The organism is Glycomyces sp. NPDC049804, assembly GCF_040674615.1.
In the GTDB taxonomy this organism is placed as follows: Bacteria; Actinomycetota; Actinomycetes; order Mycobacteriales; family Micromonosporaceae; genus Glycomyces; species Glycomyces niveus.
Genome location: NZ_JBFAMQ010000030.1, coordinates 1 through 21,263 on the forward strand (window position 1 = coordinate 1; position 21,263 = coordinate 21,263).

A 21,263-nucleotide genomic window follows, 5' to 3' on the forward strand; every position below is an offset into this window, starting at 1 on the left:
CCGCCCCACCGCCCCACCGCCCCACCGCCCCACCGCCCCGAAAAAGGCTCACATGTCGTACCCGCATGGGACCCTGGTCCTTTTCGGTTGGTCGGAAGGCGGATGCGGGTGGGAAGGGGCATGCCCTACGCCCACCCGCCGCACAGCGGCGGCGCCGCGCGAGCGCGAGCGCGCGGGCGCGGGCGCGGGCGCGGATGTACATTGCCGCGGCTGCGCTGATCGCTCCGGCGGCGCCGCGCGGGTGCGCATGTCCCTCTGCACGTACTCCTCGGATTGCAGGCGGCGCTGCGCAGGCGCGCCCGCGGGCGCGGGTGTTCGGCGCCCCCTCCCCGACGTTGTTCGTGGCGGCGCCGCACGGGCGCACGCGCTCGCCAACGCCAACGCCAACACCAACCACCTCACACCGAACGCCCACAGCGACCGGTTCGCCGAAGCAAGCAGAGCTTGTCGGTCGTTCGGGGCACCATTGACGGCATGGCCCGTGCTCCCCGCAAGTCCGCGCTCGAGCGGTTCTCGCCCGCGACCGCCGCGTGGTTCGCGGCCTCGTTCGACGTGCCCACGCCCGCGCAGGAGCACGCCTGGCAAGCCCTCGCCGAAGACAAGGACGTCCTGGTCGTCGCCCCGACCGGATCGGGCAAGACCCTCGCGGCGTTCCTCTCGGCGCTCGACGCGCTCGCGTCGGCGCCGCCGCCGGCCGAGCCGGAGCGGCGCTGCCGGGTCCTCTACATCTCCCCGCTGAAGGCGCTCGGCGTCGACGTGGAGCGCAACCTCGCCGTCCCGCTCGCGGGCATCCGCGCCGAAGCCGCCCGGCTCGGCCTGCCCGAGCCCGACATCAAGGTCGGGGTGCGCTCGGGCGACACGCCGCCCTCCGAGCGGCGGTCGCTCGCGCTCCGCCCGCCTGACATCCTCATCACCACGCCCGAGTCGCTGTTCCTCATGCTCACTTCGAAGATGCGGGAGGCGCTGGCGGGTGTGGAGACCGTGATCCTGGACGAGGTCCATGCGGTCGCGGGCACCAAACGCGGTGCGCACCTGGCGATCTCGCTGGAGCGGCTGGATGCGCTGCTGGCGCGGCCCGCCCGCCGGATCGGCCTCTCGGCGACCGTGCGGCCGGTCGAGGAGGTGGCGCGGTTCGTGTCCCCGCAGCGGAACGTCGCGATCGTGCAGCCGCCGTCCGCAAAGGTGTTCGACCTGTCGGTGGTGGTGCCGGTCGAGGACATGGGCGACCTCGCGGGTGCGCCGGTCGCGGGCGCTTCGGCGGCGGCCGAGGCCCGCTCGGCCGGGTCGATCTGGCCGCATGTGGAGGAGCGCATCACCGACCTCGTGGAGCAGCACCGGTCGACGATCGTGTTCACGAACGCCCGCCGGGTGGCCGAGCGGCTTTCAGGGCGGCTCAACGAGATCGAGTACGAGCGGCGGACCGGGCGGAGCCTGCCGGAGGACCACGGCCCGGCCGCGCTGATGGGCAACGCCTCGGCCACCCCGGGCGCGCCGCCGCTGCTGGCCCGCACCCACCACGGCTCGATCTCGAAGGAGCAGCGCAAGCAGGTCGAGGAGGATCTGAAGTCGGGGCGGCTTCGCGCGGTCGTGGCGACCTCCAGTCTGGAGCTGGGCATCGACATGGGCGCGGTCGACCTCGTCGTCCAGGTCGAGGCCCCGCCGTCGGTCGCCTCGGGCCTGCAGCGCGTCGGCCGGGCCGGGCACCAGGTGGGGGCGGTCTCGCGGGGCGTGTTCTTCCCGAAGACCCGTGGGGATCTCGTGCAGTCCGCGGTGGTCGCCGAACGCATGCGGGCCGGTGCGATCGAAGCGCTCGCCGTCCCCGCGAACCCGCTCGACGTGCTCGCGCAGCAGATCGTGGCGATGTGCGCGATGGACGACTGGGCCGCGGCGGACCTCCTCACGACAGTCCGCCGCGCCGCGCCGTTCGCGTCGCTCCCCGAATCGGCGTTCGAGGCCACTTTGGACATGCTGGCGGGGCGGTACCCGTCGGACGCGTTCGCGGAGCTGCGCCCGCGCCTGGTGTGGGACCGCACGACCGGGAACCTGACGGCCCGGCCGGGTGCGCAGCGCCTCGCCGTCACCTCGGGCGGCACCATCCCCGACCGGGGCCTGTTCGGGGTCTTCCTGGCGGGCACCGATCCGAAGCGCGGCGGCGGCCGGGTCGGCGAACTCGACGAGGAGATGGTGTACGAGTCGCGGGTCGGCGACGTGTTCTCCCTCGGCACCTCCTCCTGGCGCATCGAGGAGGTCACCCGCGACCGCGTCGTGGTCTCGCCCGCGCCCGGCGTGCCCGGCCGGCTCCCGTTCTGGATCGGCGACTCCCTCGGTCGGCCGCTCGAACTCGGCCGCGCCCTCGGCGCGTTCACTCGCGAGATCGCCTCGCTCCCAAATGATCAGGCACGCCAGCGCCTCAACGCGGCGGGCCTGGACGACTTCGCCGCCCGCAACGCCCTCGCGTATCTGGACGAGCAGCGGGAGGCCACCCGGCACGTGCCCGACGACCGCACCATCGTGGTCGAGCGGTTCCGCGATGAGCTCGGCGACTGGCGCGTGGTCGTCCACTCCCCGTTCGGGGCCCGGGTGCACGCCCCGTGGGCGCTCGCCCTCGGTGCGCGCCTTCGGGAACGGCACGGCGTCGACCCGCAGCTGATGCACCACGACGACGGCCTCGTGCTGCGGCTGCCCGACACCGAGGACTTCGGGTTCGACCCCGCCGACCTCGCCTTCGACAAGGGCGAGATCACCGACATCGTCACCGAGGCCGTGAGCGGCTCGGCCCTGTTCGCCTCCCGCTTCCGCGAGGCCGCGGCCCGCGCGCTCCTGCTGCCGCACCGCCAGCCGGGCAAGCGCCAGCCGCTGTGGCAGCAGCGGCTGCGGTCCTCGCAGCTGCTCGAGGTCGCCGCCCGGTTCCCGTCGTTCCCGATCATTCTCGAGGCCGTGCGCGAAGTCCTCCAGGACGTGTACGACGTGCCCGGGCTCGCCGAGCTCATGGGCGACATCGAGGCCCGCCGCGTCCGCCTGATCGAGGTCGCGACCCCGGAGGCCTCGCCGTTCGCCCGGTCGCTCCTGTTCGGGTACGTCGCCCAGTTCATGTACCAGGGCGACACCCCGCTCGCCGAGCGGCGCGCGGCCGCGCTCTCGCTCGACGCCCGGCTGCTCGGCGAACTCCTCGGCCAGGCCGAACTGCGCGAGCTGCTCGACCCGTCCGCGCTCGAATCCCTTGAGCGCGAACTGCAGTGGCTCACCGAGGACCGCCGCGCGCGAGACGCCGAGAGCGTCGCCGACCTGCTGCGCCTCCTCGGCCCGCTCACCGACGCTGAACTGGCTGAACGCGGCGCGGACATCGCTTGGGCCGCAATGCTCGAGCAAGCCGGCCGGGCCTTCCGCGTCGCCATCGCGGGCCATGACCACTGGGCCGCAATCGAAGACGCGGGCCGCCTCCGCGAGGCCCTCGGCGTCGAGCTGCCCGCCGACGTTCCGGCCGTGTTCCTCGAGCCGGCGCCCGACCCGCTCGGCGACCTCCTCGCCCGGTACGCCCGCACCCACGGCCCCTTCACTTCAGGGGACGCCGCAGCCCGCTTCGGCCTCGGGACCGCCGTCGCCGAAGGCGTCCTGCAGCGCCTCGCGGCGGACGGCCGCCTCGTCGGCGGCGAGTTCCGGCCCGGCGGCGAGGGCCGCGAGTGGTGCGACCCCGCGGTGCTGCGCCGCCTGCGCCGCCGTTCCCTGGCGGCCCTTCGCAAAGAGCTCGAACCCGTGGCCCCCGCCGCGTTCGCCTCGTTCCTCCCTGAGTGGCAGCACGTCGGCGGCGGCCTGCGCGGCGTCGACGGCCTCGCCCGCGCCGTCGAGCAGCTGCAGGGCGTGCCGGTACCGGCATCCGCACTGGAGAAGCTGATCCTGCCCGCTCGCGTGGCCGACTACAGCCCGGTGATGCTCGACGAGCTCACCGCCTCCGGCGAGATCCTGTGGGCCGGAGCGGGCGCGCTCTCGGGCACGGACGGGTGGATCGCGCTCTACCCGGCCGAGACCGCGCCGCTGTTCCTGCCCGAGGCGGCCGCGTTCGAAGGCAGCCCGCTCCACAGCGCACTGCTCGACGCCTTCGGCGGCGGCTTCGGGCTGTTCTTCCGCCAACTCGCCGAACAGGTCCGGGCCGAGCACCCCGAGGCCTCGGAGGCGCAGCTCGCCGCGGCCCTCTGGGACCTCGCCTGGGCAGGCCGCGTCACCAACGACACGCTCGCTCCGCTGCGCGCGTTCCTCGGCTCCGGCAGCGCCCCGGGCGCGACCGCGCACCGGGCCAAGCGCACCGCCCCGCGCGGACGCTACTCCCCCGGCGTCGGTTCAGGCTGGCGCGAGTTCCGCGCCGGGACCGGGATCGCCGTGATGCCCACCGTGGCCGGACGCTGGTCGCTCCTGCCCGCGCCGGCAACCGGTGCGACCGTGCGCGCCCACGCGCTCGCCACGGCCTTGCTCGACCGGCACGGCGTGGTCACGCGCGGCGCGGTGGCCGCCGAGGACGTCGAGGGCGGTTTCGCGAAGGCCTACCGGGTCCTCTCGGTCTTCGAGGAGTCCGGCAAGGCCCGCCGCGGCTATGTGGTCGAAGGCCTCGGCGCGGCCCAGTTCGCCGCTGACGGCGCCGTCGACCGCCTGCGCGCCGCGGCCGCCGGACTCGACCGCCCGGGCGAACCGCACGCGGTGGTCCTGGCCGCGACCGACCCCGCCAACGCGTACGGCGCCGCGCTCCCCTGGCCCGAGCCGCCTTCGGGCGCGGCCCACAAGCCGGGCCGCAAGGCCGGTTCGCTCGTGGTCCTGGTCGACGGCGCGCTCGTCCTCTACCTCGAACGCGGCGGCAGAACGCTGACCGCTTGGCCCGCAGGTGAAACCGCGGAGGCGGACACCGCCCTGCGGACAGCGGTGGACGCACTCGCCGACGCGGCCCGCTCGGGCGCGACCGGCCCGCTGTCGATCGAACGCGTCAACGACGCCTCCGCCCTGTCCTCACCGCTCGCGCCTCTGCTGGAGGCGGCAGGCTTCCGGCCCACGCACAAGGCGCTCCGGCTCCGCCCATAGCGGGTCGGCCGCGCTCGCGCGTTTGGTGTCGGCCCCTCGCGAGGCGTACCCTTCCACACCGACAGAAGGGCAGGTGCCGACATGGCAGACGAAACGGGCGCAGCGCTCCGGGTGTACGGGGCCGAGTGGTGCGGCGACTGCCGCCGCACGAAGCGGCAGCTCACCGAGCTCGCCGTCGCGTTCGACTACGTCGACCTCGAAGCCGACCCGGCCGCCGCCGCCGAGGCGCAGGGCATCTCGGGCCGCACGAACATCCCCGTCGTGGTCTACCCGGACGGGACCCACCAGGTCGAGCCGAGCAACGCCGACGTCGAGGCGAAACTCCGCGAGCTGTCGATCCTCAACTAGCGGCGACGCCGGTCCTGCCAAGCGGCAGGGCCGGCGTCCCTGTCACTTGGCAGACGCCATGAACACGGCGTTGCATTCGCGCTGCAGCGCTTCGTCCGCCCACATCGGGTGCTGCGGCGCGGCGTTCGAGCAGACGATCGTGCCCCAAGCGCCGACCCGCACCGAGTGCTCGACCGCGTCGCGGCAGATCTGCGCGCCGACCGGCCCTTCCTCAAAGTCCCCGTCGCGCGGCGTGTACCCGACCCAGCCTTCGCCGAAGTACACCGGCACGCCCATGCGCGCGGCGTGGTCGGCGGCCACGTCGATCCAGTCGGCGAGGCGGTCCGCCATCGCGATCCGGTGCGCGCCATAGCCGTTGTAGAGGTACCGGTCGAACTTGCCGGGGTCGCACCAGTCGTGCACGTAGATCTCGGCGGGCTGCATGATCGAGGCCTCGAGCTTCCACGCGTGCGCCTCGGGGATCCGCCACTCGGCGAGCGGCGGCGCACCGGCGCGCAGCAGCTCGGCGTCCGCCTTCTCCTGCGGGAACCGCGCCGGGTCGCGACGCAGCCCGAACTCCTCGATGAGGTCGTCCAGGACGCCGTAGACGTACGGGTGGAAGGCCAGCGCGGTCGCATTGCGCGGCAGGCCGCGCAGGGACCCGATCGGGACGCCGCCGTAGTTGGGGGCGCACAGGACGTCGGGGTGGCGCTCGAGGAAGGCGGCGATGCCGGCTTCGAGGCGGCCCTGGAGCTCCACCACGGAGTCCTCCTTGCCGGGCAGCCCGGCGGTGAGGTGTCCGATCTGGACCTCGTTGTGCGGCTCGACGCATGCGATGACATGCGCGAGACCGTGTTCGGCGAGGAAGTCCACGAGGTCGGCCTGCGCTTCGGCGAGCACCGTGATCCGGTCGTCGGGGTGGACCGCGTGCAGCGCCTCGTACCAGGCCGGGTCGGCGGCGAAGGCGGGGCTCTGCTGGTACTCCCACGAGGAGGAGATGATCTTGACGCCGTGCCGGTCGGCGGCCCGCGCGAGCTTCAGCAGGTGCGCCCTGGCGTCGATGACCGTGGACTCGCGCACGTCGTACCAGCGGACGCGCGAGCCGTACCCGTCGCCGGCCCCGCCGAGGGGTTCGAGGCGCAGTGCGCTCGTGTCGACGCCGGATTTGAAGAGCAGGAACGGCATCGCGCAGACGCGCACCGCGTTGTAGCCGAGGTCGGCGGCCCGCTGCATGGCGGCGTCGAGGTCGGCGAAGGGCTCGCCGGGGCCGGTGCGCACGTACCAGGAGAAGTCCCAGAGGGTCATCGCCAGGCGTGCGGGCAGGTGGTCGGGTGTCACGGTCGCGGCTCCTTGCGGTCGGTCGTTCCGGCGGCGTCCACCGGCGGGTCCGCGAGCGCGGCCGGAGCCTCGACAGGACGATACTCGGCTCCTCATGCGGACGGCTACGACGATATGAGCGCGTGACGTGCCTGTCGATGGTCATTTCAACGGTGGACATGGACGAAGCGGCAGTGCGGGTACGCCGGGAGGGTTCCGCTCGGTGGAGCCGCGCGCCGCTCCGCGCGCGGGGCCGGGGCTCATGGTGGCGGGCGAGTCGCGGCCCTGTCGCAGCGGGCCTAGTGCCAGTGGAACTTTACCGGTAGAGTCACGCCGTGTGAATCGTCAGCGCGCCATGACGACGCGCGAAGGCACACACCGGCCGTGCCAGTTCGTGCCCGCACGAGGGCGTTTCACCACCCTTGTCATCGACAGGAAACGAGTGCCGATGAAGGCCTTCCCCCTCTCGCACGTCACGCTGCTGGAGAGCCCCTTCTCGCGAGCAGTGCGCACCGACCTCGCCTACGTGCTCTCCTTGGACCCCGACCGGCTGCTCGCGCCGTTCCTCCGCGAGGCGGGTCTGGAACCCCGCGCCGCGAGCTACCGCAACTGGGAGATCTCCGAAATGGCCGGCCACATCGGCGGTCACTGCCTCTCCGCTCTCGCGCTCCTCGCGTCCGCGACCGGCGAGGCCGAGCCGCGGCGGCGAATCGACTACATGGTGGGCGAACTGGCACGCGCTCAAGCCGCGATCGGCACCGGGTACATCGGCGGCATCCCCCGCGGCAAGGCCCTGTTCGAGGACCTGCGCGCCGGCGGCACCGAGGCGGCGCGCTCCTTCGGCGGCCACTGGGCGCCCTGGTACAACCTGCACAAGACCTTCGCCGGCCTCATCGACGCGCATCGACTGCTCTCCCACGAGCAGGCACTGGAAGTGGTCGTCCGTTTCGCCGACTGGTGGCTCGAACTCGCGCAGTCGATCGACGACCAGGCGTTCGAGGTGATGCTCGACAACGAGTTCGGCGGCATGAGTGAGGCCTTCGCGGACCTGGCCGCGATCACCGGGCGCCGCGAGTACGCCGACATGGCGTTCCGCTTCTCGCACCGCGCGATCCTGGACCCGCTGCTGGAGCGCCGCGACGAACTGACCGGCCTCCACGCCAATACCCAGATCCCCAAGGCCGTCGGGTACGCGGCCACCGCCGCCGTCCGCGCCGAGCCGGACCTGCTTGAGGCGGCCCGGTTCTTCTGGCGCGAGGTCGTCCAGCACCGCACCGTCGCCATCGGCGGCAACAGCGTCCGCGAGCACTTCCACGCCCGCGGGGACTTCTCGCCGATGATCGAGGACCGCGAGGGCCCCGAGTCCTGCAACACCTACAACATGCTGAAGCTGACCAAGTACCTCGCCGAGGCGGCGTTCGAACCCGCCCTTCTCGACTTCGCCGAGCGAGCGATCTACAACCACCAGTTGGCCTCTCAGCACCCCGAGCACGGCGGGCTGGTCTACCACACCCCGATGCGGCCGCGCCACTACCGCGTCTACTCCCAGCCCGAATTCGGCATGTGGTGCTGCGTGGGCACCGGAATTGAGGCCCAGGCGAAGTACGGCGAGTTCGTCTTCGGTGAGCACGACGGCGCGCTGGCGGTCAACCTGTACATTCCCGCCGTCCTCGACGCGCCCGAGTTCGGCGGGCGCTTCCGCCTGGAGACCGACTTCCCGGCCGACGAGCGCATCCGCCTCACCCTCGAGCCGGACGCGCCGCGCCGCTTCCGGGTGCGACTTCGCGTGCCGGACTGGAGCGGCGGTCTCACGGATCTCCAGGTCAACGGCCGGCCCGTCGAATCCGAGGCCGTCCCCGGCGCCGTCATGCTCGATCAGAGGTGGAGGCCGGGCGACACGGTCACCTTCGGCGTCCCGCTCCGGCTCCGGGCCGAACGACTTCCCGACGGGTCCCCGTGGCAGGCGTATTTCGCCGGCCCGGTCCTGCTCGCCTCCCGAGAGGGAGCGGACCATCTGGAGGGGCTGCGGGCGATCGACGGCCCCCACAGGGGGCACGTTCCCGCCGGCCCGCTGCTCGGCTTCGCCGACGTCCCGATCATCGCCGACGCGGACCCCGGGAACATCCTCACTCGCGAAGGGCCCCTTCGCTACCGCATGAGCTTCGCCGATCCTCCCGGGGCGACCGAGCTGCTGCCGTTCTTCGAACTGCACGACAGCCGGTACACCGTCTATTGGCCGGTCGCGGCCCCGGACCAGGTGGCCCGGCGACGCAGTGGACTGGTCGCGGCCGACCGCGATTCGCTCGCGCTCGACGCCTTGACCGTCGACAAGGTCGCCTTCGGCGAGCAGCAGCCCGAGACCGATCACGGTTTCCGCGGGGAGGCCACCGAGGTGTCGGTCGACGCCCAGGGCCGCCGCGCGCGCTCCACCGCCGCCCGGATGTCGCTCGCCCTGAACGACCCCGATCGGGCAGGTCAGACACTGCGAATCGGCTACCGCCATACGGGCGGGTCGACCGGGGTCGCCATCCGCTTGAACGGCGAACCTGTCGCAGAGCAGACCTGGGACGGCGAGGAAGGCGTCTACGAGGTCGACTACGCCCTGCCGCAACCGCTCACCACTGGGCCGCGCGAGACGTCGTACGAACTCGAGATCATTGCGCCTGAAGGGAGAAGGACGCCCGGGCTCATGACCGTCCGGCTGCTCCGCTAGGCCGACTCGCTGAGGCGATCCCGCGCCCACTCTCGTTCCTAACCGCGGATGAAGTACTCCAGTTCGCCGACGGCCACGGCTTTGCCCTCGTCGTGGCCGTAGGCGCCGAGGATGGTCAGGCGCACGGCGGTCACGTCGCTGACCCCGAGTTCGAGAGTCTGCGGCTCGGCCGAGTCGGCGAGGGTGAAGGTCTCGGTCACCGCGCCGCCGTCCTCGGTGAACATGCGCAGTTCGATCTCCTCGGGGCGGGACTGGGCGAGGAAGGCCTCCTGGTCGCGGGCGACGCCGGGCGAGACGATCAGGTAGACGAGGCGGACCGGCTCGGTGAAGTCGGCCTGGATCCATTCGCCGACCCCTTCGCCTGCGAGGTCGGGGGCCCAGTACTCGTTGGAGATGCCGTCGAAGGCGAACTCGGCGCTGGTCGCCTCGCTTGAGGCGCTGATCGTGCTGGGCGACACCGGCTTCGCGTCGGAGACGCGGTCGCGCAGGTTCTCGAGCCACGGGTGCGAGACGGGGAGCGCCGGGAGGAAGACGATGAGCAGCAGCACGGCCGAGACGATGAGCGAGACCAGCACAAAACGTCTGATGTGGAACTTGCGGCGCGGCTTGCGGCGGAAGCCCGCGGCGTGCTCCCTGCGGCGGCGACGCCAGCGCCGCCACCACGATTCCTTCGCGGGGGGCGCGGCCTGGCGGAGGGCGGTGCCGCAGGAGCGGCAGAAGTGGCGGCTCGGCTCGTTGTCGATGCCGCAGGAGGGGCAGGCGATGCCGGTCGGGGCGGGCGCGGGCTGCGCGGGTATGGCGGCGTCTTCGACGGTCTGGTTCGGGCCGGGAAGCTGGGCGGCGGGCTGCGCGTCGCCGTTGGGGCCGAGGGGCGGCGCGGTCGGTTGTGCCGGGGCGTTCCGGGTCGGCTGGGCGCCTGCGGGCCGCGCGGGCTCGCTCGGCACGGGCGGGTTCGGACCTCGTTGCGGCGCAATGGCGCCCGCGCTCGCATCAGGTGCCGGATCGGTGTCCTCCTCCCAGTTCAGGTACTCGCCGCAGACGCCGCAGAACCGGTCCTGCGGGTTCGCGGCCGTGCCGCAGGCTTCGCAAACGATCACCGGTCCGCTCCGTCATTCCTCGTCTTCGGGCAGCTCGACCGTCAGTCCGTTGAGGACGGCGGCGGGCCGGCAGGCGTCGGAGCTCGCGCCGGGCAGGCGCGGGCCGGGCGTCTCGCAGACCACGCGGAGGGTGATCTCCTCCCCTTCGGGCACTTCGATCGGGGTCACGAAGTGGTAGTCGAGGTCGCGGAAGTTCGCCAGCGAGAGCCGGTACTGCAGGTCGCCGTCGATGAGGACTTCGAGGGTCCCGGTGTCGCCCTGCGGGTTCTCGAGGATGAGGTCGGTGAGGGCGAACATCGTGCCTTCGGCGGGCTCGTGGTCGTCGGTCGCGGTCGCGCCGGCGTTCGCGGTGACGTCGAGTCGGATCGTGGTGGCGGTCTCGACCGGCGCGGGCGGGGCCGGTTCCAATGTGGTGCCCGCGAGTTCGTCCAGCACTTCCTCTGCCAGCGCCTCAGCCGATTCGCCTTGGGCGGCGGCCTCTTCCGCGTCCTCCTGCGCGGCGGAGGCCTGCTCGCCCAAGGCCTCTAGATCGTCGGCGAGCGCTTCGGTGGCCGCGGTCTCGACCGCGGGTTTGAGCAGGAACATCCAGGCGGCGATGAGCAGCGCGATGAGGGCGAGCAATGCGGCGAGCCAGCGCCCGGTCGAGCGGGGGAAGAACGGCCGCTGCACGAGGCTGCCGTCCATCACGTGCGGTTCGGCGCCCTCGCGGACGGCCGCGGCCCTGAACGGGTGGGTGACCGGACCGCCGCGCCAGCGGCGCTTGCGGGCGCGGACTTTGAGCTTGCTGAACATCGCCTGCCCGGGCGGGACGACGAGCAGTTCCGGGTCCGGGGTGATCTCGAGGTTGCCATCGGGGTCGGCGCCGCTGAGGCCGACTTCGATCGGCACGTTGCCGCGGTTGTCGACCGCGACCTCGTGCCGGCCGCGTCGGCGGCCGGTCGAAGTGTGCGGGATGAGCTCGGCGGTCGTCTCGTAGAACGGTTCGACGCGCAGTTCGCCTTCGACGACGACGGCCGTGCCGGGCTGCTCGGTCGGGATCACGCGGACCGCGTACGGGACCGGCCCGGCGGGCACGCTCGGGAGCCGCGGCGGGGAGAACACGATCTGGACGGCCTGGTCGCGGCCGGGGTAGATCGAGAGCTCCTGCGGTTCGACGACGGCCCACGCGGCGGGCGCGCCGAGGACCTCGAACCGGTAGGACTCGACGATCTTGCCCGTGTTGTGGACCGACAGCGGGGACGCGGCGGACTGGCCGCACACGACGTCGAGCACGGGCTGACTGAGAGAGGCGACGGTGGCCATAACTGGACGGTAAGGGCGGCAGCGTATTGCAGAGGTGGGGCTAGGGGAAGCGAAGGAGGCAGCTTTCGGTGCCCGTTCGACCCACGGCAACACATCGATGCAATCCGATGACATTCGGACGGAGGACCGTTCACTCGAACGAGGGAGCCCTTACGGCTGGTAGTCGGTCGACCGCTCAGTGGATTCTCCCAGTGCCGCAACGGGCATAGCCTGCTTCTACCCCGGCAGCCCCTCCGATTCCCTGGGAGTCGACGTGTCCGTCAATGCTTTCCCGCAGGGCCCCAACGGGCCTCAGCCCGGTTTCTGGTCCCGGTTCTCGACCGCCCAGATCGTCGCCATGGCCATCGCGACCGCCGTCGTGGCGATCTGCCTCATGGGCCTGCTCCTCGGCTCGATCGTCGGCCCGCCCGAGCCCGGGGTGACGCCGTCCCCGACACCGTCTGAGACGGCAAGTCCGACAGAGGCCCTCACGACCGAATCGCCGTCCGCCGTCGAACCCACGTCCGAACCGCCGACCACCGAAGCGGCGGAGACCCATGCGGCCGATGAAGGGGCTGGCGGGTCAGAGGTCTACTACGAGAACTGTGACGCTGCAAGGGATGCCGGCGAAGCGCCGGTCTACGAGGGCGAGCCGGGTTACCGCGCCGGGCTCGACGGGGACGGTGACGGCGTCGGCTGTGAAGGCTCCTCCGGCGGCGGCTCGGGCGGTGATGCCGGAGGCGGTGACTCAGGCGGCGGTTCCGGGGGCGGCGATGGCGATGGCGACGGGGGCGGCAGCGTCCATTACGAGAACTGCGATGCGGTCCGCGCCGCCGGGGCCGATCCGATCCACGCAGGCGATCCCGGATACGGGTCGCACCTCGATCGGGACGGTGACGGGGTCGGCTGCGAATGAGAGCGAGCCCGCAGGCGACAGCCTGCGGGCTCGGACGGGCAGCCGGGACCGGGATCGCGGCTGCCCGCGTCTTATCTCAGGGTCCAGCGCTGGTTGGCGGTGCCGCTGCAGTCCCACAGGATCAGCTGGGTGCCGTTGGCGGTGGCGGCGCCGTTGGCGTCCAGGCAGAGACCGTTGTGGACGTTCGTGATGGTGCCGTTCGAGTTCACGTTCCACCGCTGGTTCGCGCCGCCCGTGCAGTCCCAGACCGCGACCTTCGTGCCGTTGGCGGTGCCCCAGCCCAGGGCGTCGAGGCACTTGCCGGCCACCTTCAGTTCGCCCGACGCAGTGCGGGTGACCTGCTGGTTGACGCCGCCATTGCAGTCCCACAGGACCGCTTGGGTGCCGTTCGCCGCCGGGGAGCCGGGGACGTCCAGGCAGCGGTTCGAGGCGGTGCCCACGATCGCGTTGGCGTTCGAGGTCTGACCGGTCAGGCCGAAGAAGCGCAGCGTCTCGGTCTCGCGGATCGGCGGGTAGTGGTTGACGCCGTTCAGGCTGTTGGCCTCGACCGGGGCCTGGCCGCCGGTGCCGCCGTAGCGGGTGCGCGTCCAGTTGGGTTCAGGCGTGTCGGTGTAGTCGGCGGTCTGGTCGGTGCCGTTGACGTTCGTCCACTGGTCGATCTCCTCACGGAAGTTCGGGTAGCGGAGCGCGTCGTCTTCAGTGCCGTGCCAGAGCTGCATGCGCGGCCAGGGGCCGCTGTAGCCGGGGTTCGCGTTGCGGACGGCGTCTCCCCACTGCTGCGGGGTGCGGTCGATCCGGCCCTCGGAGCACTCCGAGTTCCACATCGAGCCGTTGTCGGTCGCGAAGCAGGTGAAGGGCACGCCGGCGTACGCCGACCCGGCCTTGAAGACCTCCGGGTAGACGCCGAGGAGGACGTTGGTCATCATCGCGCCCGAGGAGAAGCCGGTGGCGAAGACGCGGTTGCGGTCGGCGCCGTGGTTGGAGAGCACGTAGTCGACCATGGACTTGATGCTGACCGAGTCGCCGCCCGTGCCGTTGAGCGAGGCCGGGGAGGAGACGTCGAAGCACTTGTAGTCCCGCGTCACGTGCGGGTAGATCACGATGTAGCCGTACTGCTCCGCCAGCTCGTCGTACTTCCAGCCGAAGGCTTCGGACGCGGATCCGTTGCACCAGTGGTTGGCGACCACGATTGCCGGGTTCGGGGCGACGTTGTCGGGCACGTACAGGTACATCGCCAGGCCGCCGGGGTTGTTCCCGAAGTTCGACACCTGGGTGAGCTGCGCGGCCTGGGCCGGCTTGGGGGCCGTGAAGACCGCTAGCGCGGAGGCCAGCGCGAGCGCGATCGCGAAGACCGCCGCCGCGCTGCGGCGCCATTGGAGGAGTCCTGCCATGGAGGCTTCTTTCTCTCGGGGAGGCGGCCGCGGGTGGCGAGAGATCCGATGAGTGCGGTGCGGCTGCATCGGCGCTCCGCCTTCCATCGCCCTGGGTTCGGGGCGGAACGCGGCCGTCGTCCTGAAATTAGTTGGTAGATACAACAAACAATGATGGATGTCGACATCTGAATTTGTCAATAGATTGGATGAATTCTCCTGTGCCGGACCGAGACTCCGCGGCCCGCTGCCCGATCGGGCAGCGAAGAGCGCCCTCGCCCGCGGTCGCTCGGACCTTCCGGAGCGGCCAGGCTGCGGGACCATCGAGGGTGCGGGCGCGTGCCCGCGCCCCGGCGAGCGAGGTGGTCATGCGGGTCCTGCTGCGAGCATTGCTGGCCGCGGTCGTCGCGTTGGCGACGGTGGCGGTCGTATGGAACGCCGTCAACGCCGACCCGCCCACATTGGAGGAGCTGGGCGACCCCACTGAAGGGCGCCTGGCGTATTCGGAGCTGCGGTACGGGCGCAGCACCCTCGCGCACCTCGAGGATGGCGGCGAGACGTACTTCCCGCTCGACGAGTACGGCCTGAACAACGTCCTCCAGGCCGAGCGGCGGGGCGGCGTCACGGTCTTCGCCAGCGACCTCGGCACCGGGGACGACCTGCACCGCGAGATCTTCGCCCGCATCGGCGAGGACGTCTTTCAAGTGACGGACAACGGCTCGCTCAACCACCGCCCGTCCGTCTCGCCCGACGGCCAGTGGGTTGCCTACGAGAGCCGCGACTCCGAGTCCGGGACGTGGCGGATCCACTTGATCCGCATCGACGGCACGGAGGAGCACGCGCCCGAGGCCGTCCCGGAGGGTGCCCGGTGGCCGACTTGGTCGCCCGGCAGCGACGCCATCGCCTACGAGTCGGCGAGCCGGATCTTCCGGGTGCAGGCCTTCACCGAGGGCGCGGAGCCGCTCCAGTTGACCGACATCCCTTCCGCGGAGCCGAACTGGAGCGACGACGGGGACGGCGGCGCGTGGATCGCCTTCTCCGGCTACCCGGGCGACGGCGGCCGGGAGGTCATGGAGATCCCGGACGACTTGTGCGGCAACGAGTTCCCGAGCTTCTGCACCCCGTACCGGACCCTGTTCGAGGCGGGCTGGACCGAAGACGCCTACGAGCCGGCCTACACGCCCACGGGGATCGCCTTCACCACCACCGACATGGACGTGTACGGGCAGGTCTACCTGTACGAGCCTGATGACGGCGGCGGCTCGTTCACGCAGATGTCGGTGGACGTGCGGCGGGCGAGCCACCCGACGTGGCTCGGCGATGCCGTGGGCTACGCGACCGAGCTCGATCAGAGCCGGGTCTGGACCTCGCTGCCGGACGGCACCGATCCCCAGCCGCACAGCGGCACCGCGCCGTTCATCGCCGACGAGGAGCCCGCCTATTCTCCTGACGGGCGGCGGCTGGCGTACAACACGGAGGTCTTCGACGAGGACTGGCGGTCCCTCAGCGGGTCCGTCCGCATCGACGACCTCGACGACCCCGCCGCGGAACCGGTCCTGCTGGAGGCGCCCGAGGGCGAGTACTACCGGGCGCCCGCGTTCTCCCCGGACGGCCAGTTCCTCGCCGTGGAGCACTGGTTCCTGTACCCGACGGACAGCGAGAACGCCCTCTACATATCGGAGATCGCGGTCTTCGACCTGGCCGACCCGACCGCGCCCTTGCGGCGGCTGCCGCACGCCGAGGCCGTGGACGAGAACGACCGCGTCTGGGCCTCACTGGACTCCGGACCGTCCTGGTCTCCGGACGGCACGCGCATCGTCCACGCGCGCGGCTGGGTCCCGTTCGGCGTCGCCGACGAGTTCGACGACTACCCGCCGCTCCCCTACTCCTCCTACGCCAGCTATCTGCATGTGGTCGACGCGCAGTTCGCCGCCGCGCCGAGGCAGATCACGTCGGCGCCCGAGGACGCGTATACCGAAGACTGGAGCGCCGCATGGTCTCCTGTGGATCCGAGCCTCATCGTGTTCGTGCGGGCCAGCCGCATCTGGTCCGTCGACCCCGACAACTGCACCGGTCCCGCCGGGGACCCCTGCGCGAACGCGGCGGTCCCGCTCGCGGGCGACCTCACCGAACGCGACCTCTCCAGCCCCGCGTTCTCGCCCGACGGCACCGCGCTCGCCGTCGTCGCGGGCTTCGAGTACAACCCCGGGATCGCCGCCATCACACCCCTGTCGACCGTCGACCCGACCTACGACGACACGACCGTCTGGACCCTGCCGGCCGCTGGCGGCGAAGGCGTCCAGATCAGCGAGGACGCGGACTACTACCGCCAGTTCGCCAGCCCCGCATGGCAGCCGACCGCCGACATGGCGCTGCACATGGAACCCGACCCTGCGGTGGTGCTGCTCGGCGACGACTCGACCGTGACCCTCACCGTCTCGAACCTGGGGCGCGCGGCGAGCGCCGCGAGCGTCCAGATCACCCTCCCGCCCGGACTCACCGTGGTCTCGGCTCCGGCCGGCTGCACGGTCGACGGCGTGCTGTGCCAAGTGGACACGATGGCGACGCGGACGCAGTCGCAGATCGACCTCGTCGTCAGCGGCGACGCACTCGGCGAGCAGCCGATCGAAGCGGTCGTCACGCCCGTCGCGGTCGACCCCGACCCCGGGAACAACACCGCAGCGACGGCGATCACCGTCGAACCGCGCCCGGACGAGCCTTCAACGCCCCCAGGGCAACCGCGGCTGACCGTGGCCGCAGTGGTCGAGCCGACGCCCGGGTACGTGGGCGGCGACGACCTCGCGGTCACGTTCACCGTCACCAACACCTCGACCGTGCCGGTCACGTCCGCGCAGCTCACCGCGACCCTGCCGGATGAGCTGCCGCTGGCCGGCGCGCCTCCCGGCTGCCTGCCCGGAGCGCCCTGCGAGGTCGGACCGCTGCTCGCCGGCGCTTCCGCGGACGTGGTGTTCAAATTGTCGCCCGACGCTGCGATCGAAGCGATCGCCTCCGCCACGGTCACGGCCGACGGCGCGCCCTCGGCGGCCGATGACGCACCGGTCGTGGTGATCCAGCCGCGGATCGAGGTCAATCCCGGTCTCGGACCGCCGGGGCGGCCGACCCGGGTCACCGGCACGGACTTCCCGCCGGGCGCGGTCGTCCAGGTCAAGTGGGACGGCGGTCTCGTCGGACAGTCCACTGAGGTTACCGTCGCTGCGGGCGGGACGTTCACCGCGACACTGCTCGTCTTCGGCCACGACCAGCTCGGCCAGCGCGATGTGCTCGCCGACCCGGTGTCCGGTCAGGCGTTCGGCACGGTGAAGGCCCCGTTCCTGGTGGTGCCGGGCGGGTTCAGCCCGCCCGACTTCGTCGGGAGGCGGTGATGTCCGCGCGGGCAGCCGCGGCTGCCCCTTCGACTGCCCCGACGGAGGGTCAAGGAACCGGCGGGACAACGGACAGTAGGACCAGGCGCGAACGAGCGAGGTGACGGTGGCGAACGGGACCTTGAGAGCGACGGCCGAGCGGACGCGCTCGGCTCCCGCCGCTGCCCGCAAACCCCACCCCCGCCCGGCGAAGCCCGCCACCGGGGGCGCCGGCCAACTGCTGTGGCTGCAGGCCGCCGCGGGCAACGCCGCCGTGTCGAAGATGATCAACGCCAAGAAGAGCGAAGCGCCGCAACTGGATGCGCAATCGAATGCGCAGCCCGCGACGGCGGTGCAGCGCGACGCCGGGTCGTGTCCCCCGCCCCCGGTCGCGCCGCCTGGGGTCACCGCCGCTCAGGACCCGAAGTTCCAGCAGGTCAAAAAGGACGTCGCGCGCAAGGGCAAGGCCGCCAAGGCGCATCCGAACGCGCAGCACGAGGCCGGCGAGGCCCAGGCCGCCGCCGAGCCGCCCGCCGACGACCGCGAGGCGCAGTCCAAGGCCGCGCACACCGCCGAGATGGCGCAGGCCAAGCCGGCCGGGTTCGACAAGGCCGCGTTCATCGCCGCCGTCACCGAGGCGATCGCGGCGCAGCGGCCGCAGACGAACGAGGAGGCCACCGAGTTCGCGTCCTCCGGCAAGGCCGGCGAGATCAAGAACCAGGTCAGCGGCATGGTGACCGAGGGGAAGGACAAGTCGGGCAAGGAGATCGCCGACTCCAGCAAGAAGGCTCCGGACCCCGGTGCGGCCGTGGAGAAGCCGGTCACGCCGATGACGCCGCCGAAGCCCGCGCCCGATCTCAAGCCCCCGGACGGGAAGAAGGCGATCCCGGACAAGGCCCCGGCCGAGCAGACCGAGCTCGGGTCCACCAAGTGCGAGCTGAACGAGAAGATGGCCGGGGCGGGCGTCACCGAGACCCAGCTCAAGAACTCGAACGAGCCCGAGCTCATGGGCGCGGCCGACGCGAAGGGCAAGGCCGAGGAGCACGCCGCGACCGCGCCGGCGCAGATGCGCGCCGACGAGCAGGCGCAGCTGGCCTCGAACGTCGCCGGCGCCCAAGCGGCGGGCGCGGCGGGCGTCACCGGCATGGTCGGCGACAACGCCCGCGCGATCGGCCGGGCCGGGGCGAACAAGAACGCCGCGAAGAGCCGGGACGAGCGCGAGCGGGCGCGCATCAGCGGTGAGATCAAGCGGATCTTCGACACCACCAAGACCGAGGTGGACGGCATCCTCGGCGGCATCGACGCCAAAGTAGACACGTTGTTCACCGCCGGAGAGGCGAAGGCCCGCGCGGTGTTCGAGGCCGACCACCAGCGGCGCATGCGCGAGTACGAGGACGCGCAGGACCTCGTCACGTGGATCGCCGACAAGTTCCGGCCCACCCGTCCCGAGGTGCTGCAGATCTTCACCGACGCCGCCAAGACCTACGAGCGGGAGATGCAGAAGGTCATCTCCAACATCGCCGACGTGATCGGCGCCGAGCTCGACAAGGCCACCGCCCGCATCCAGCTCGGCCGCGACCAGGTCGCCCGGTTCGTCGCCGAGCAGCCCCGCGAACTCCAGAACATCGCACAGGAGGCGGCGGGCGAGATGGGCGACCAGTTCGAGTCGCTCGACGCCTCCGTCACCGAGAAGTCCTCGGCGCTCGCCGAGGATCTCGCCTCCAAATACGCCGAAGCGCGCGCCGGCGTCGACGCGAGGGTGCAAGAGCTGCAAGCGGAGCACCGCAGCTGGCGCGACCAGGCCGTGGACGCCGTCGAAGGCGCGATCGACACCATCACGAAGCTCAAGGACATGCTCCTGGGCGTCCTCGCCCGCGCCGCCGGCGCGATCGACAAGATCATCGCCGACCCGATCGGGTTCCTCGGCAACCTCGTCACCGCGGTCAAGAACGGCGTGATGGCCTTCGGCGCCAACATCGCCACCCACCTCCAGGCGGGCCTGAAGGCCTGGCTCCTCGGCAGCCTGTCGAGCGCGGGCATCGAGATCCCCGAGGAGTTCGACGTCAAGGGCATCCTCAAGATGGTCCTGTCCATACTGGGCCTGACGTGGCCGGCGATCCGCGCGCGCATCGTGCGGTTCATCCCCGAGCCGGTCATGGCGCGTCTCGAGCAGATGGTCGAGGTCGTGCAGATCCTCGTCACCGAGGGCGTGCCGGGGCTGTGGCGCTGGATCGTGGAGAAGCTCGGGGATCTGAAGGAGATGGTGCTCGGCCAGATCAAGGAGTTCGTGGTCTCCAAGATCATCCAGGCCGGGATCGTGTGGATCATCTCGATGCTCAATCCGGCGGCGGCGTTCATCAAGGCCTGCCAGGCGATCTACAACATCGTGATGTTCTTCGTGAACCAGGCCTCGCAGATCAAGGAGTTCGTCGACGCGGTCCTCGACGGCATCGACTCGATCGCCTCGGGCGGCGGCGGCGCGGTCTCGGCGCTGATCGAGGGCGCGCTCGTGAAGGCCCTCCCGATGGTCATCGGCTTCATGGCGAGCCTCCTGGGGCTGGGAGGCATCTCCGAGAAGATCCGCGGCATCCTCCAGAAGGTCCAGGAGCCGGTCGGCAAGGTGATCGACAAGATCATCGGCACCATCGTGAAGATCGGCAAGGGCCTGCTCCGGGGCCTCCGCCGCGGTGGAGCCGCGGTCGCGGACGCCGCCCGCCGTCTGCGGGACGCCGTGTGGGCCCGGTTGACGAAGAGCTGGTCGGTGTCGATGAAGGGCGCCGGGCATCAGGTGACGCTCGAGAAGCAGGGCGGCACCGGCAAGGTCATGATGGCGAGCCGCAAGGAGGAGCTGCTTGCGAAGATCACCCGCGCTCGTCGAGACCCGGCGGTGGCCGCGAACGGCCGTGCCAGGAAGAAGATGAACAGAGTCGAGACGGAGGTGCGCCGGCTCGAAAGGCTCGTAGAGATCTTCGAACGCGAGGATCCGGACGCGAGGAAGGCCAATCAGTACCGGCGCGAAGTCGAGCAGTACTCGAGCGAAATGCTCTCCGCACTCGCGGAACTCGGTCGAGAATTGGACCTCGACGCGCTGAGCGGCGGCGAGTATGTCATGGACGGCAAGGTGCACCCGCGCTACCGAGGCAAGATCCGTGAGACCTTCTACGGGCCGTATGCCGCTTACTCGAGCCACAAGTCGGCGAAACACGCCGATGCGCGCCGAGAGAAGCGGAGAAGGTACCCGGACCCGCTCGTGCACGCCGACAAGTTCTGGTGCCCGGGATGGGCCCCGGCGAACCGCCTGCCGCATCTCGCCCCGGACGATGACTTCACGCTGGACCACACGGACTCGGCCGCCGACCACTGGACCAACAAGAACGGCAACGACACCACGCAAGCCGTTCGGGAGGCCTTCTACAAGAACGGGACGAACATCCAAGGCATGTGCGGCGACTGCAACAGCGCGAAGGGCTCCGGCGGTGTCCCGTTCACCGAAAATGTGGGCGAGAACTTCACCGGACCGGGCGGCCTGCGGTAGTCACGGCGGCCAGGCTGACTCCGCCCCGATGCCTCGCCTTGTGCTCCAGGTCAAAACAGCAGCGGCAAGGAGCGAACCTCCTCTCGTCTGAGCGCCTTCAGGGCCGATCCCCATGAGGGTCTGGAGGCCATGAGCGGTGCGACGCCTCGGGTCAAAGCGGCAGCAACGAGGAAGCAGTTCCCCTAACTTGATTTTTAACCTTTGGCGCTGGTCAGGCGGCCCCGCTTGAACACGGGCGAAGCCCTTGCTTGATGATTCTTGTTGCGACACAAAGAATCTCA

The 21,263-nt window shown here is 71.2% G+C and carries 10 protein-coding genes; 6 read left to right on the forward strand and 4 right to left on the reverse strand.

The genetic code is table 11. The annotated features are described in order from the left end of the window. Nucleotides 1–474 precede the first annotated feature (474 nt). Both AB0K52_RS25055 and AB0K52_RS25060 read left to right on the forward strand, forming a co-directional pair. A complete protein-coding gene (locus AB0K52_RS25055) occupies nucleotides 475–5,064 on the forward strand; it encodes an ATP-dependent helicase (protein ID WP_363537078.1) in 4,590 nt (1,529 codons plus the stop codon). An 81-nt stretch (nucleotides 5,065–5,145) separates the two neighbouring features. Beyond that, complete coding sequence (locus AB0K52_RS25060; RefSeq protein WP_208497557.1) at nucleotides 5,146–5,412, forward strand: glutaredoxin domain-containing protein; 267 nt, start codon at nucleotides 5,146–5,148, stop codon at nucleotides 5,410–5,412. Nucleotides 5,413–5,454: 42 nt separating this feature from the next. Here AB0K52_RS25060 and AB0K52_RS25065 read toward each other — a convergent pair whose 3' ends face one another. Further along, nucleotides 5,455–6,729 carry a cellulase-like family protein gene (locus AB0K52_RS25065; protein WP_363537081.1) on the reverse strand — a complete coding sequence of 425 codons (1,275 nt, stop codon included), beginning with the start codon at nucleotides 6,727–6,729 and terminating at the stop codon, nucleotides 5,455–5,457. 427 nt (nucleotides 6,730–7,156) lie between these two features. Between AB0K52_RS25065 and AB0K52_RS25070 the strand changes: the two genes are divergently transcribed. Next, nucleotides 7,157–9,421, forward strand: coding sequence for a beta-L-arabinofuranosidase domain-containing protein (locus tag AB0K52_RS25070; RefSeq protein WP_363537083.1), 2,265 nt, complete (start codon nucleotides 7,157–7,159; stop codon nucleotides 9,419–9,421). Between the two features lie 38 nt (nucleotides 9,422–9,459). On the opposite strand, the gene AB0K52_RS25075 is transcribed toward AB0K52_RS25070, so the two are convergent. Further along, entirely contained in the window at nucleotides 9,460–10,518 is a 1,059-nt protein-coding gene (locus AB0K52_RS25075) for a hypothetical protein (protein ID WP_363537085.1), read from the reverse strand. Nucleotides 10,519–10,530: 12 nt separating this feature from the next. After that, a complete protein-coding gene (locus tag AB0K52_RS25080) occupies nucleotides 10,531–11,820 on the reverse strand; it encodes a hypothetical protein (RefSeq protein WP_363537088.1) in 1,290 nt (429 codons plus the stop codon). A gap of 337 nt (nucleotides 11,821–12,157) precedes the next feature. Between AB0K52_RS25080 and AB0K52_RS25085 the strand changes: the two genes are divergently transcribed. Next, nucleotides 12,158–12,715: an excalibur calcium-binding domain-containing protein gene (locus AB0K52_RS25085; protein WP_363537091.1), complete on the forward strand. Its 558-nt coding sequence runs from the start codon at nucleotides 12,158–12,160 to the stop codon at nucleotides 12,713–12,715. A 71-nt stretch (nucleotides 12,716–12,786) separates the two neighbouring features. Here AB0K52_RS25085 and AB0K52_RS25090 read toward each other — a convergent pair whose 3' ends face one another. Then, nucleotides 12,787–14,106, reverse strand: coding sequence for a PHB depolymerase family esterase (locus AB0K52_RS25090; protein WP_363537094.1), 1,320 nt, complete (start codon nucleotides 14,104–14,106; stop codon nucleotides 12,787–12,789). A gap of 347 nt (nucleotides 14,107–14,453) precedes the next feature. On the opposite strand from AB0K52_RS25090, the gene AB0K52_RS25095 reads away from it, so the two are divergent. Further along, entirely contained in the window at nucleotides 14,454–17,468 is a 3,015-nt protein-coding gene (locus AB0K52_RS25095) for a hypothetical protein (RefSeq protein WP_363537097.1), read from the forward strand. Between the two features lie 100 nt (nucleotides 17,469–17,568). Beyond that, nucleotides 17,569–20,982: a hypothetical protein gene (locus AB0K52_RS25100; protein ID WP_363537100.1), complete on the forward strand. Its 3,414-nt coding sequence runs from the start codon at nucleotides 17,569–17,571 to the stop codon at nucleotides 20,980–20,982. Nucleotides 20,983–21,263: the final 281 nt, after the last annotated feature.

Bases quoted from the DNA above. Each gene is read 5' to 3' on its own strand.
- AB0K52_RS25060 (WP_208497557.1), top strand. From the start codon at position 5,146: ATGGCAGACGAAACGGGCGCAGCGCTCCGGGTGTACGGGGCCGAGTGG.
- AB0K52_RS25085 (WP_363537091.1), top strand. From the start codon at position 12,158: ATGGCCATCGCGACCGCCGTCGTGGCGATCTGCCTCATGGGCCTGCTC.
- AB0K52_RS25090 (WP_363537094.1), bottom strand. From the start codon at position 14,106: ATGGCAGGACTCCTCCAATGGCGCCGCAGCGCGGCGGCGGTCTTCGCG.
- AB0K52_RS25055 (WP_363537078.1), top strand. From the start codon at position 475: ATGGCCCGTGCTCCCCGCAAGTCCGCGCTCGAGCGGTTCTCGCCCGCG.
- AB0K52_RS25080 (WP_363537088.1), bottom strand. From the start codon at position 11,820: ATGGCCACCGTCGCCTCTCTCAGTCAGCCCGTGCTCGACGTCGTGTGC.
- AB0K52_RS25095 (WP_363537097.1), top strand. From the start codon at position 14,454: ATGCGGGTCCTGCTGCGAGCATTGCTGGCCGCGGTCGTCGCGTTGGCG.
- AB0K52_RS25070 (WP_363537083.1), top strand. From the start codon at position 7,157: ATGAAGGCCTTCCCCCTCTCGCACGTCACGCTGCTGGAGAGCCCCTTC.